The following is a 13,975-nucleotide window of genomic DNA, read 5'->3' on the forward strand; positions in this document are numbered from 1 at the left end:
AAACAGGGAGAGACAAGGCATGAGTGAGCTGTTCGACGAGGAGTCTCGCGAGGCCCCGCCGCCGCGCGGGTCACGGCGCTCGCGTGCGCTGATCATCACCGCGATCGTCCTGGTGCTCGCCTTCCTCGGCCTGTCCACCTTCGCGTCGCTCTACACCGACCGGCTCTGGTACAAGGCCGGCGGCTACTCCGGCGTCTTCACGACCTTGTTCTGGACCCGCACCGGCCTGTTCCTCGTCTTCGGCGCGGTGATGGGCCTCGTCGTCGGCCTGAACATCTACCTCGCCTTCCGGTTCCGCCCGTTCTTCCGGCCGAACTCGCCCGAGCAGACCGGCCTCGACCGCTACCGCGACGCGGTGACGCCGATCCGCACCTGGCTGCTGGTCGGCATCTCCGTCGTGCTGGGTGCCTTCGCCGGCAGCTCGGCGATCGGGGAGTGGCGCAGCTACCTGCTGTGGCGCAACGGCGGCTCGTTCGGCCAGCGCGACGAGTGGTTCGACAAGGACATCGGCTTCTACGTCTTCGACCTGCCCTGGCTGCACTACCTCATCGACTACTCGATGGCGGTGCTGGTCGTCGCGCTGATCGCCGCGGTCGTCGTCCACTACCTGTACGGCGGCATCCGGCTGCAGACCTCCCGCGACCGGCTCTCCGGAGCGGCGCAGGTGCAGATCTCGGTGCTGCTGGGGCTGTTCGTGCTGGTGAAGGCCGCCGACTACTGGCTCGACCGCTTCGACCTGGTCACCCGCTCGGGCTCCCTGGTCACCGGCATGAACTACACCGGCCACAACGCGATCCTGCCGTCCAAGAACATCCTGCTCGGCATCGCCGTGATCTGCGCGGTGCTGTTCTTCGTGAACGTGTGGCGCCGCACCTGGCTGCTGCCGTCGGTCGGCCTGGCGCTGCTCGCGGTCTCCGCGATCCTGCTCGGCCTGATCTGGCCCGGCATCGTGCAGCAGTTCCAGGTCAAGCCGTCGGAGGCCGACAAGGAGGCGCCGTACATCGACGCCAACATCAAGGCCACCCGCGAGGCGTACGCCATCGACGACGACAACGTCGAGGTCACCGAGTACACCAAGAAGGCCGAGAGCACCGATGCGACGGCCGACGCGTTCGCGTCGCTGCTCGGGCAGACCAGCTCGGCGCCGCTGGTGGACCCGCAGCTGGTGCGGCAGACCTTCGAGCAGCAGCAGCAGGCGCGGGTCTACTACTCCGTCGCCGACGTGCTCGACGTCGACCGCTACACGATCGACGACACCGAGCGGGCGCTGGTGCTCGGGGTCCGCGAGCTCGACCAGGACAAGATCAACACCGGCGACAAGAACTGGTCCAACCTGCACACGGTCTACACGCACGGCAACGGCGTGATCGCGGCCTACGCCAACCAGCGGCCGGCCGACAACGGGCCCGAGAAGACCGACATCCAGTGGGCCGAGGGCATCCAGAACAACAGCCAGCGCACGCTCTCCGAGGCGGTCGGCGACTACGAGACCCGCGTCTACTTCGGTGAGCAGAGCCCGGACTACTCGATCGTCGGCAAGGCCGCCCCCAGCGACCCGTCCGTCGAGCTCGACCTCTCGGTCGGCGGCGAGGCTGCCGACACCGGCTCCGCCGACGCGCCCTCGGACGCGCCTACGGATTCGCCGTCGGAGACCCCGTCCGACGCACCGACCGACTCGGCCTCGGAGACGCCGTCCGTCGCCCCCGAGGACACCACGGGGAACACCGACGCCGAGGACCGCACCACGACGTACGACGGCAAGGGCGGCGTCCACATCGGCGGCTTCTTCAACAAGCTGATGTACGCCGTGAAGTTCGGCGAGCCGAACTTCCTGCTCTCCGAGCGCGTCAACGAGAACAGCCAGGTCCTCTACAACCGCAACCCGCGCGACCGGGTCGAGAAGTTCGCGCCGTGGCTGACCATCGACGGTGACGCCTACCCGGTGATCGTCGACGGCCGGATCCTGTGGGTGCTCGACGGCTACACCGCCACCGACCGCTACCCGAACTCGCAGCGCGAGTCGTTCGAGACGATGACCGACGACTCCCTGCAGGACAAGACCGGGCTGCGCACCCTGCCCACCGACGAGGTCAACTACATGCGCAACGCGGTGAAGGCGACGGTCGACGCCTACGACGGCACCGTCACGCTCTACGAATGGGACGAGGAGGACCCGATCCTCAAGGCCTGGGAGAGCGCCTTCCCCGGCACCGTCCAGCCGAGGAGCGACATCCCCGAGGACCTGCTGTCGCACCTGCGCTACCCGCAGGACCTGTTCAAGGCGCAGCGCTACCAGTACGCCCGCTACCACGTGACCGACCCGGGCGACTTCTACCAGGGCAACGACCGCTGGGAGGTCCCCGAGGACCCGAACTCGCGGGGCAGCTTCCTGCAGCCGCCGTACCGGCTGTTCGTGAACCAGGCCGCCGCTGACGGTGCGCAACGGAACGTCTGGTCGCTGACCACGGACTTCGTGCCGTACGGCAAGAGCAACCTCGCGGCGTTCGTGTCGGTCGACTCCGACGCGACCGACCCCGAGAACTACGGGAAGTTCCGGGTCCTCGAGATCCAGAACGCGCAGACGAACGGACCGTCCCTGATTGCCAGCGAGTTCGCCGGCAACCAGGACGTCCGCAACGCGCTGCTGCCCTTCCAGCAGGGTGGGAACCCACCGCTCTACGGCAACCTGCTGACCATCCCGGTCGAGGGCGGGCTGATCTACGTCGAGCCGGTCTATGCCCAGCGGACCGGGTCCACCGGCGGCTATCCGATCCTCCAGTACGTGCTGGTCTCGTACGGCGACCAGGTCGGCATCGGCCAGACGCTGCGTGAGGCGCTCGCCGACGCCCTCGGCGTCGAGAACGCGAACGTCACGCCGGGCGGCAACAACGGCGGCGGCAACGGCAAGGGCGGCGGCAAGGGCGGTGGCGGCGAGCCGCAGGGCACGATCTCCCAGCAGATCGCCGTCCTGCTTGCGAAGGCCGAGGCGTCCTTCGAGGCGGCCGACCAGGCGCAGCGGGCCGGCAACACCGTCCGCTGGGCGCAGCTCATGGACCGCGGCAAGGACTTCGTCAGCCAGGCCGTCGAGCTCGCCGACCAGCTGCCCGAGTCGCCGCCGGCGGGGGAGGGCGGCCAGGGTGGTCAGCCCACCGAACCCGCCCAGCCCTCCGGCTCGCCGGAGCCCACGGAGTCCCCGAGCCCGTCGTCCTGACGGACCCGATTTGGCGTGCTCCACCCCGGTCTGTAAGGTTGGGTTCACCGACGCGGGGTGGAGCAGCTCGGTAGCTCGCTGGGCTCATAACCCAGAGGTCGCAGGTTCAAATCCTGCCCCCGCTACGAAGAAAGGCCCTCTGACCAGCGGAAACGCTGGTCAGAGGGCCTTTCAGGATTCTGACCAAAAGCGATAAGTGGGCGGAAATTGGGCTCTTTGTGTGGGCACTTAGCGCGCGTCCCCCCGGGCGCGAACATGCAAGTGCCCTCGCCGTGAACACAGCGAGGGCACTCTCGAGTGGGCGGGCGCCGAGTGGGCCTCGTCACGTCTTTGGCGTAATGGGCGGCCGGAACCGTTCGAGGTAGTCGGTCAGGTCAGGCGCGACCTTGGCCTTGTGGATGTAGTGCTCCAGCGTGATGTCCTCGTTGGCGTGACCCAGTTGGGCTTGCGCCGCCTTCGAGTCGACCGTCTGGTCGATCAGCGTCGCGACCGACTTGCGGAAAGTATGGAACGTGACCCAGTCGTAGGCGGTGCCATCGACTACCCGGTTCCACAACCGTTCCCAGTTGGAGACCTGACGCCACGTTCCGTTGCGGGTCGTAAAGACCGCGCCGTTCCTATTCGCGGGACTCTCGATCATCCGGCGCATCAGGATGTCGACGGCGAATGGTGGGAGAAACAGGGTCCGGTAGCCGGCGTCCGATTTCGTCCAAGGCTGGCGGAACGTCCCCTTACCGGTCTCGGTGACGATCGTGCCCGACACTGTCAGGGTCGGGGTCTCGGAGGAGAGGTCAATCTCGGGGTAGATGAAGCCGGCTGCTTCGCCGATGCGACATCCAGTGGCGAGCATCAGGTCGACGATGTCGCGGAGGTCGGCCGACATCCGCGGCCCGGGTCGCTTGCGCTTCATCTCGGTGTCGATGAGCGCACGGACCTGGTTGACCTGCTCGAGGTCGAGGTAGGTGATCTCCTTCCGCGGCCGTGAGATCCGAGCGACCTCCTTGACCGGGTTCGCCGGGATGGCGTCATGCCGGACTGCGACGCCGAACATCTGGTGCAGCGCGTTCCGCAGCTTCGTCACGTCCGCTCCAGTCGCGGCGCGGTCCTTGATGACTCGGTCGATGACACTTGTGCGGCAGTCGGCGATTCTCCGCTGCCCGATTGCCGGAAGCACCTGGTTGTTCACCACGCTCCGATAGGCGCGCAGCGAATTGGCGCTGACGTTGTTGTCGACCTCCTTCTCCTTCAGCCAAAAGGCGGCCAACTCGGCGATCGACCTCTGTGGGGTCAGTTCGCCGTCCCCCACATCTGAACCCTTCAGGGCCTGCAGTTTCTGGATGAGGGCGGTTCGGGCGGCCGACTCGCTGTGAGCGCGAGCGCGCTGCTTGGCTACACGGCCACTGAAGAGGGCATAGCGAGCCTCGGCCTGGTAGGTCCCGGTCTTGGTCCGCGTGACGCTGATCTTCCCCCAGGTCCCAGGGGGCATCGGCGGCCGACCGCTCACCGGCCGGCCTCACGCGAACGCAACGAGCTGACTCCCAGGGCATTTGAGTTACGAGACATGGTGACTTCTCCGTGGCGGTGGTTGATCGAAATCGTACCCAGATCAGGCGGGGCGCGCGTCGGTGTGGAGGTCGAGGTAGTTCTCGATCTCACTGCGCCGGTACCGGATGCCGTTGCCGACCTTGATCGCGCGCGGTCCTCGGCTTCGGCTCCGCCACTGGTACAGCGTGCCCTTGGGGACGCCTAGCCAGTCCGACACCTGGTCGACGGTCAGGAGCGGGTCGTAGGCGGGACCGTACGTCGACGGGGACGCTGACCGGCCGGGCGCGCCGGTCGGTGCCGAGAGTTCCGCCGAGTGGGCCTGCTCCGCCCTCTCCGTGGCTGACTTCTCTCGCGCATCGAGTACCGCTCGTGCCTGCCTCTGTGCCGCAGTTGGTCGTGCCATGGTGGTTCAGTCCCTCATCCCAGCGCCAGCCGGGCTGTCGTTACGTGTTCCCGGTTGGCCTTCGGCTGGCGCAAGCCACGGGGCAACTTGATCCGCTGCCAGCAACGGGTCGAACTGGGCAACTCCGTCGGAATCGACCGGCATGGCGACCGGATGCGCGGGGCGCTGTTCCGGAGGGGGATGGCTGCGCTGAGTCGTGGTCTTCCCCGGCTTGGCAGCCGTCGTGGTGATGCCAGTCGAGCTCGATGGAGGCTGCTGGCCGACTGTTCGGCGGCGGGCCTGGAGTTCGGCCTTGGACGGACGACACACGGCAGGTCCCCTCTCTCACTGGCCGTAGCCGCTCGTGCCGAGGCTGCGCGCGGCGGGGAATGGGGACGGTGGCTGCGACGCGGTCGGCGTCATGTCGAGGGTCCGACGCAGAGCGGCCCGTTGCGGCGGGTTGTTGAACTGTGCGACCGGCAACTTGGGTGCTGGCATGTTGATCAGATCGGTGAGGGTGGCCTCCAGCCGCGAGCGTCGTCCGACCCGGACAGGCCCGTCCGCGTGACGAGGGTTGCCATCACGCAGGTTGCTGTTGGTACGTAGCAGTTCGCGGCGCAGTGCCTTGCCCAGGTTGTGGGTGACCTCGTGGGTTGCCTTGGCCAGCTCGACCATCTGCGTGGGCTGCAGCCGGATCGGCACGCCTTGGTCTTCCATCCGGGCCACCGCGGTCGTGAGCTCGCTTTGCTGCCAGAAGCGGCGCATGTTCGGGTCCCGTTCCTCGGAGACGTCGAGCAAGTGGCTGATCTGGGGCTGCAACGACTCCAGCACCTCGGCGCGTTCCTCGAAGAGCGCCGCGAACTTGCCGGTCTTGACCGACTGGCCGGCGGCCTTCGCGAACGCACGACACAGGTAGAGCTGGCTGGCCGTAACCTGCCGCGCGGAGTCGGCGGTGATCTCCGGCTCAGCGGCGTAGAACGCGTCGGAGGCATGGAGTGGGCGCAGGAACCGGGCAAGGCGTTGCTGTGCGTCCGCCAGGTCGTCAGGCGTCGAAACCAGCGACACCAGCTCCACCACCGTCGACGGCGCCGCCTGCCGCATGCGAGGGGTGGCCGCTTCGGGGCTCGCGCTCGTGGCATGCCACGTCGCGACCCGGGCTGTCTGGGAGAGCACCATGCGCTTCTCGTCCAGCCTCATCGCGTCATCCGGTCGCTGATGCTCAGCCAGCAGGCCGACCTCCTCAAGGCGGGAGTCGAGCACGACGACCGCTTCTAGGGCCACCGACACGTCGCGCATCACCCACCAGCCGGCCCCCGGATCGGTGCGCCAAGGCTGCTCGGCGGCCGCCGAGAGCGCATGAGAGGCCGCCAGCAGCTCGATGGCCGCCGCTCGCCACGCCTCGACCGTCGGATCCATCGAGGCGGGAGCGAGGTAGTCGGCCGGGGAGCGGCGCTCGTCGAGGGGGAGCGTGGGGAGTGCGAAGGCGATGTTGTCCACCAGCGTCGCCAGCTTCTCGTCCAGCACAGCCAGTGTCGGCTTCGGCGTGCGGGCCGGCAGGTGGTCCGGCGGCGGGTACCAGCTGTCCTGGCCGACGTCGTAAAGCCGCTGCCGCAGCGCGTCGACCACGGCCTCGCGGCAATGCAGCAGCTGGTCGACTGCGGCCTCGTCGGCTGGGATCCCGGCATCGCGGATCAGGTTGTTCAGCGCCTGCGCCGCGTTCTCGGCGTGCTCGCCATAGGTGGAGACCGTCATCGCGGGCCACCAGCCGGCCGCCGTACGGGCCAAGTCGTTGCCATGCCCGGAGAAGCAACCGCCGCGGTGTCGGATCGGACACCGCGGCGGGAAATGCTTGTGGAGACGGGCGACTACCTGCCCGGCGGGCTGGGGGGGCGGTCTCCTGGCTCCGCGACGCCCTCGGCGTCCGGCCGGCTCTCATCCGAGCCGGGTGGGTGCAGTGCGCCGGCCTGCAGCAGCCCGCGACGGGCCGTCACTGAGGCGGCGTTGCGCGGCGGGGTGGGGTCGGGGTCCCCGAAATGGCTCGGGTCACCCGGGTCGATCAGCGTGACCCGGTGCCCGTAGTCGGCGCACATCTTGGCGATCGAGGCCGGATCCGTGGCCACGTACACGTCATCGAGCCATTCGTTGCGGTTGGTGTCCTCGGCGAAGCCGTCGATGAGGGGCGAGTCCTGCATGGCGGCCACCGCCTGCTCGTACGACGAGTACGGGCCCACGACTTCCGGCCGCGGGTGCACCGAGTCGGCGAACCAGCGCAGGGTCACCCACCATCCCGGCGCCTCGGGGCCGCCGTGCGCGTTGAGATAGTCGGTCCAGGTCGCATCGTTTGGCAGCGCGTTGGTCATGTCCGGAGAAGCAACCTCCGACGTGCAGGATCGGACACCTTGACCCTGACGTGACTACAGTCGAGGCTGCGGCGGAGCGCCGTGAGCGAGGCGGTGGGGGAGAGGTGGCCGTGCCCCTCCGCCTACTGCTCGCTCTCCGCTACGCGCTTCTCCCATGCAGTGGCGGGCTTCCACCAGCGGGATCGGGCGTAGCCGACGACCCCGGTGATGTCGTCCCGGCTGAGGCCGTGCTGGGTGAGCACTCGACCTGATGCCAAGGGGCGAGGTCGGTGGCGTCCTTCGGGTACTGGAGGGGGAGCCCGTCATCTCCTCCCAGTCTCCAAGAAGGAGGGCGGAGTGCCCGTCGGGCCGACGTCGCGGGGTAGGCACTCTTCGATTACCGCGACGATCACGTTGGCGAGGGCAGTGTGATCTCCATCGGCCGCCAAAGGCGTGATAGTGGCTTGCAGCGAGAGATAGTCGCGCCGTCGTCGGCCGTGATGCCAGGCGAGGCGCATCCGTCGAGTGTCCGTGGTAGTTATGGTCGGCCTCCTTCGTTGGCCCCTGAGTGTTCCCGACAGGTCCGACACAACTCCGCGGCCACGGTCAGGGTGCCGTGCCTGTGAAGGCTGGACAAAGTCGCGATCGGCGGCGGCCTCGACCCCGCCGGTCCACCGCTTCACGATTGCGCCGCGGTACCACCCGTGGGGAACGAAGTTTCGGTTCCACCGGCCTTACCAGCGCCCCGACCGGCTGGTCGAGCAGGTTGCCGGTGACCTCGCGGACCCGGCCGCGGTCATCGCAGGGTTCCTAGGCGACAGCGGCCACGCCGCGGCGCAGCAGCCGGCGAGCAGAGTCGAGGCGGAGGCTGTGCTGGAGCACCTGCGAGTCCGCCAGGAGCGCGGTAAGGCGCTGCTCGAGGTCGGCAAGCCCGGACCGAAGGTCGCCGATCTGCACCGGTACGTAGCGGGCCGGGCGCCGCTGCCCAAAGTCGGTGAGCTCGGCGCGGGCCATGCCCAGGAACGGCAACACCATGGCGTGCCCGTCCTGCCCGGTCGCGCCCTCGAGCGCGGCGAGCAGCGAGACCGCATAGACGAAGTCCGGGGTCGCGTCGTACACGTCACCGGCGCGATCGGTGGTGGGAACAGGCATCAGGTGTCGTCCTTTCGAGAGAGGTCGGCAGCGGACCCGACCCCGCCACCCAGTGGAACAGAACAGGCGAGCACAGCACGCCCGGCTCGCCCGAACCGGTGGAGAACGGCGCCGCAGGGCCCCGCCTGTGGACAGGAACCGGACTCCCGGCCGGGCTCATCGCGACCACCCCGGTGTGCCGGGCGGCCGCGGACCCACGTCAGGCCGCGGCGGGGGAGGAGGCGGAGGCGCGATCGCGGGGCGACCCGTCTGGCCCGCCTGGCCCGGCTGACCGGGCGGGCGGGTTGGGGTGCTGGGCTGGGGTCCGTGCTCGGTCGCGTGCTCGCCGGCGGCCTTCTCGGCGCTGCCGGCTGCCAGCTCGGCCGAGAGCCGGTCCCGCGTCGCGCGAACCTCGGCGAGTTCGCCGGCACGCGGGAAAACGTCGACCAGGCCCGCCTGGGCCTTCTCTGCCTCCCAGGTGATCTTGCCGGTGTCCATGTCGACGTCGTCGAGCACCCGCTCCAGGCGCCGGTGGAGGTTCTCGACCCGCGTCACCAGGCCGACGTTCGGTTGACGCACGTCGCCGGCCTCGACCAGCAGGTGTACACGCGGGACCTCGACAAGCGAGACGACGTACCGGGGCTGGCCCAGCCACGAGTCCGCAGTCGCCTGCAGGTGCAGCCCGCCCACGTCACCGAGCGGCTGTGGGTCGCGCTGGTACGGCTGCACCGTTTGCAGGGCCCGTTGCAGCGCGGGGGCGGCATCGGCACGCTTGCCGTAGGCCGCACCGTTGATCCTCATTGAGAACGCGTCGCCGTCGGTGTCGCGGCGCAGCGGCATCGCCGCCAGCAGCTGCTCGCGGTCGGTCTCCAGTCGCTCCAGACGCGGCCCGGCCTCCCGGATCGTCGCCCCGAGGCTGCGCTGGGCTGCCGCCCAGGCCCGCTCCAGACGCTCCAGCTTGGTCGTGTCGGTCTCGGCCTTGGCCAGCTCCATGATCCGCGGGTCACCCGAGGCCAGGGCCTTCACCTCGGCGTAGGAGAGCGCGGAGTCGCCGATGTCCTCGATCTCGCGCACGTCGAGCCGGCCGCGCATCAGCTGGTTGATGAACTTGGCCTTCCGCTCCACCGTCTGCCACAGGTAGGTGTCGAAGGAGGACTCGGTGACGTAGCGGTACACCTGGACGGACTCGTTCAGGTTGCCCTGCCGCATGATGCGGCCGTCGCGCTGCGCCAGGTCGGCGGGCCGCCACGGGCAGTCGACGTGGTGCAGGGCGACCGCCCGGCGCTGCACGTTGGTGCCCACGCCCATCTTCTCCGTCGACCCGATGAGCACCGCGACGTGGCCGGTGCGGGCCTGCTCGAACAGCCGCGCCTTCGCGCGGTCGTTGTTGGCCTCGTGCATGAACCGAACCTTGGCCGCCGGGACGCCGCGGGAGACGAGCTGGGCCTTGAGCTCCTCATAGGCGTTCCAGCCCGCGCCGGTTGGCGTGCCCAGGTCGCAGAACACCAGCTGCAGGGCACCCGGCTCGGGGTCTTGACCGAAGACGACGTCGGCGTGGTCGTGGTAGATACCGGCGACACGTTCGGCGACCGCGTCGACCTTGGAGGGCTCTCGGTCCAAGAACGCCCCCAGGCCGTCGATCTGGTGGTCGACCAGCCGCAGGTCGAGCGCGGCCGCGCGGCCGTGGCCGCTGATCTTGAGCATGTTGTCCTCGCTCGGATCGACCGACCGCGAGGAGACTGCGTCGGCCCGCTTGGCCAGCAGCGCCATGAAGTCGACCAGCTCCTGGCTCGGCGGGACCACCACTGTCTCTGGCTGGCCGCCATCGAGGTCGGGGGTGGGCAGGTGGAGGTCGTCTGCGGTCTTCACGTCGGCGACCTGGTGCCACAGCCGCAGCAGCTCGGGGACGTTGTTGAACTTTGCGAACCGGGCCTTCATCCGGAACCCTGTCCCGGACGGGGAGAGCTCGAGGTCGGTGACGACCTGCCCGAAGGTGGCCGCCCAGGTGTCGAAGTCGCTGATCCCCGCCGCCTCCAGGTCAGCGGGGGCGAGGTAGCGCAGCATCGTGTACGCCTCGGCCACGCTATTGGCGATCGGGGTGGCGGTCATGAACGTCGACACCCGGCGTCCGTGGCGGCCGCGCAGGTAGGACATCTTCAAGTCCAGGTCGGTGGCCCGGTTCGACCCGTCGACAGCGACCCCCGGGATGTTGGAGGCCAGTCGGAGGTTCTTGTAGCCGTGCGCCTCGTCCACGCAGAGGTAGTCGATCCCGGTGGCCTCGAAGGTGATCGCGGGGTCGCGTTCGACGTCGCGCAGCTTCTTCAACCGCTCCTCGGCCCGCGCCAGCGTGCCCTCCAGCCGCTTCACCGACAGGCCGCGCTCGGACTCGGAGGCGGCCAGCCACATCCGCAGCTGGGTCAGCTGCTCGTCGAGGTAGGCCTCCTCAGTGTCCTTGGAGACCGGGATCTTCTCGAACGCCGAGCGGGACAGGATGACCGCGTCCCACTCGCCGGTCGCGGCTCGGGCGACGAACAGCTGTCGCTTGCCCTTGACCAGGTCCTCGGTGCCACAGGTGAGGATGCGGGCCTGCGGGTAGGCCTGCAGCCACTCCCGCGAGAACTGTTCGAGCATGTGGTTAGGCACCACCACCGCCGGCTTGCGGACCAGGCCCAGCCGACGCAGCTCGGAGACACCTGTCACCGCGGCGAGGGTCTTGCCCGCGCCGACCTCGTGGGCCAGCAGCACCGAGGGCTGGGCCACCATCCGGGCCACCGCGGCGTGCTGATGCGGTCGCAGCCGCAGCGGGCTGCCGTCCTGGACACGTGCCATGCCCGGGTAGTGCTTGTCCTCGTCGACGTCGTAGGAGCGGAGCACGATCGCGTTCAGCTTGTCGTTGTAGGCGCGGACCAGCTGCTGACACCGGTCGGGGTCCTCCCACAGCCAGGTCGCGAACCGCTCCTGCAGCTCCTCTGCCTTCTCCTGCGCGGCGAACGTGGCGGTCTCGTTCGGAATCCGCCGACCGTCCGGGGTCTCGTCGGTGACCCGGATCTGCCGCTGCTCCAGACACGCCTGGACGATGTCGATCGCACAGGCGCGTTCGGTGCCCCAGGTGTTCCGGGCGGCCACCGAGTGTCGGTTTCCGCGCACCGACCACACCGACCCGCCAGGATGCTCCACCTCCACGGTGCGGTCTTCGAGCGTCTCGCGCAGGAACTGCTCCACGGTCTCCGCCGGCACCCACGGCACGCCGAGCTGGGAGACGATCTCGGTGGGCCCCAGGTCCTCGGGCAGCACCTCACCCAGCGCGGTCTCGGCCGCCTGGAGGCGGCGCACCATCGGTTGTGCCGACTGGTCGACGGTCGCGGCCGCGCCCTCGACCAGCTGCTCGAGGACCTCCCCGACCCTGGTCAGCCGGGCGCGCACGTTCCCGGAGAGGAACTCAGCCCGCGGCACCCAGTCGGCCGTCCAGCCGTCCTCGGTGCGCTTGACGGTGTCGGGGTCGACGAACGCGAACGACTCCAACTCGGCCGCGGCCTGCGTCTGGTCAACACCGAGCAGCCGGGCGACCTCGCTGGTGCGCAGCTCGCCGTAGGTGTCCAGACACAGCGACACGGCGTCGGCCGGGGAGTCCGCGTGGGTGCGCAGCACCCGTGGCGCGACCACACGCTCGGTGAAGATGTCGGCCTTGCGGGCTGTCCCGGTCGCGGAGTCGTAGTGCTCCAACGCGAACACGGCAGGGGAGTGGGGATCGTCCCCGAATCCGCCCTGTCGCGGACGCACCTGGGCGAGCACGGGCGCGCCGGTCTTCGGGTCGATCCGGCCGGTGTGGCGGCTGGTGACGCGGTTGATCGGCCCGTACCGCTTGACGTAGGCGTCGTACTGGCGGTTCAGCCGCTCCCGCAGCGCCGTCATCTGCTCCTCACCAGCGGCCGACGGGTCCTTGGTCAGATTGGCGGCCGTCGGCAGGTCACCGGGCAGGGGAGTTGTCGCCTCGGCCTCCAGCAACGTGACGACCGTGTCGCGGAGCTCGGTGAGCATCCGCAGCTCGTTCGCCTGGGACTTCGGCACCTTCAACGGCTCTGGGACGCCGTCGAACACGTGCTGCCAACCTCCGTCCTCGTCCACGCTGATGTGCCCCTCGGCGCGCACCACCCGATCGGGCAGCACCAGCGGCTCCTCCTCGCCCCGTTGCTGCGGCGACCGGCTAAGCCGTGCGACCGGCGTACGCGCCGGTGGGTTGGCACTGGGCCGTGTCGCGACCGGGGGAGGGGTGAACAGAGGCCGGACGTCGGCGTAGTTGGTCAGGTCGAAAGTTAGCTTGCGCTGCAGGTCGGTTGCGACCCGCTCGGCGAGGCTTTGGCTATCGGCCGTCAGCGGCGGGCTGACCGCGACCTCGGGCCCGAACCGGCCCGAGCGTGAGGTCAGGCGACCCAGCACCCGGGCCGGCTGCTGCACGAACAGCGCATTGAGGATGACCTCCTTGTCCTCGAGCCCCGTCCCCGCACGGAACGATGGCAGCGGCTCCAGACCGCGCCAACTGGGCATCAACTCCAGCGGTCCCTCGCCCTCGACCCGGCGCCGGAACACCAGCAGGTCGGTGATGACGTCGGTGCCGGCGGCCTGGTGGTGGGTCTGGTTCGGCAGCCGTAGCGCCGTGACCAGGTCCGCCATATCGGCGAACGCCTCCCGGGCCGCCGGGTTCGCCGCGTCCATCGTCCACCGCGACGACAGCACCGCCACCACCCCTCCGGGCCGGACCAGGTGCAGGCTCTTGTAGATGAAGTAGTTGTGCAGGCTCAGCCCGAGCCGGTTGTACGTCGAGTCGTGCGGGACGACGTCGGCGAAGGGGACGTTGCCGATCACCAGGTCCAGCTTCCCCTCGGGCAGCCGGGTCTCAGCGAACGACTCCGCGCGAATGTCCGCGGCGGGATAGAGCAGAGACGCCACCCGTGCGGTGGTCGGGTCCAGCTCGACTCCGACCACATCACGCACATGGGCGGGCGTAAACCCGATGAAGGTGCCCGAGCCGCAGCCGGGCTCCAGGACCCGGCCGCCGGCGGCCTCGTCGAACCCAGCCTCGCCGAGGGCCGACCACACTGCCTTCACCAGCGCGGCGTCGGTGTAGTGCGCATTCAGCGTGGTGCGTGCCGCGGCCGAGCGGACACGACCCGCCAGCAGTTCGCGCGCCCGCAGCGCCGGCTCTGCGTGATCAGCGGTGTCGTCGAAGACCTCCGGCAGCGACCCCCAGCCCGACCAGCGCGCCAACACCCCCTGCTCCTCAGCAGACGGGAGCCTGTTCTCCGCGTCCAGCTCGGCCAGCAGCTCAAGCACGGACACGTTCGCCTTCAACCGCTCCCGCGTCGTCGT

General features: G+C 69.3%; 7 protein-coding genes and 1 tRNA gene. 2 read left to right on the forward strand and 6 right to left on the reverse strand.

Annotation, left to right across the window (positions count from 1 at the left end; genetic code table 11):
• The first annotated feature begins 19 nt into the window (after positions 1-19).
• Together FHU40_RS15580 and FHU40_RS15585 are read left to right on the forward strand one after the other, a co-directional pair.
• A complete protein-coding gene (locus tag FHU40_RS15580; RefSeq protein ID WP_183593194.1) occupies positions 20-3,211 on the forward strand; it encodes a UPF0182 family membrane protein in 3,192 nt (1,063 codons plus the stop codon).
• A 51-nt stretch (positions 3,212-3,262) separates the two neighbouring features.
• Positions 3,263-3,336: transfer RNA gene (locus tag FHU40_RS15585), tRNA-Met, on the forward strand.
• Positions 3,337-3,533: 197 nt separating this feature from the next.
• Here the strand turns inward: FHU40_RS15585 and FHU40_RS15590 are convergent.
• From FHU40_RS15590 to FHU40_RS15615, 6 genes are all read right to left on the reverse strand, one after another.
• Complete coding sequence (locus FHU40_RS15590; protein WP_183593195.1) at positions 3,534-4,715, reverse strand: tyrosine-type recombinase/integrase; 1,182 nt, start codon at positions 4,713-4,715, stop codon at positions 3,534-3,536.
• A gap of 102 nt (positions 4,716-4,817) precedes the next feature.
• Complete coding sequence (locus FHU40_RS15595; protein WP_183593196.1) at positions 4,818-5,159, reverse strand: helix-turn-helix transcriptional regulator; 342 nt, start codon at positions 5,157-5,159, stop codon at positions 4,818-4,820.
• A gap of 324 nt (positions 5,160-5,483) precedes the next feature.
• A complete protein-coding gene (locus FHU40_RS15600) occupies positions 5,484-6,890 on the reverse strand; it encodes a hypothetical protein (RefSeq protein WP_183593197.1) in 1,407 nt (468 codons plus the stop codon).
• A 113-nt stretch (positions 6,891-7,003) separates the two neighbouring features.
• Positions 7,004-7,498: a hypothetical protein gene (locus tag FHU40_RS15605; protein ID WP_183593198.1), complete on the reverse strand. Its 495-nt coding sequence runs from the start codon at positions 7,496-7,498 to the stop codon at positions 7,004-7,006.
• 789 nt (positions 7,499-8,287) lie between these two features.
• The gene (locus FHU40_RS15610; protein WP_183593199.1) at positions 8,288-8,629 is read right to left on the reverse strand and encodes a hypothetical protein; all 342 of its coding nucleotides are present in this window, start codon (positions 8,627-8,629) and stop codon (positions 8,288-8,290) included.
• Positions 8,630-8,785: 156 nt separating this feature from the next.
• The gene (locus FHU40_RS15615) at positions 8,786-13,945 is read right to left on the reverse strand and encodes an SNF2-related protein (protein ID WP_343057882.1); all 5,160 of its coding nucleotides are present in this window, start codon (positions 13,943-13,945) and stop codon (positions 8,786-8,788) included.
• Positions 13,946-13,975: the final 30 nt, after the last annotated feature.

Origin of the sequence: Nocardioides soli (assembly GCF_014191495.1) — a bacterium.
GTDB classification, from domain to species: Bacteria; Actinomycetota; Actinomycetes; order Propionibacteriales; family Nocardioidaceae; genus Nocardioides; species Nocardioides soli.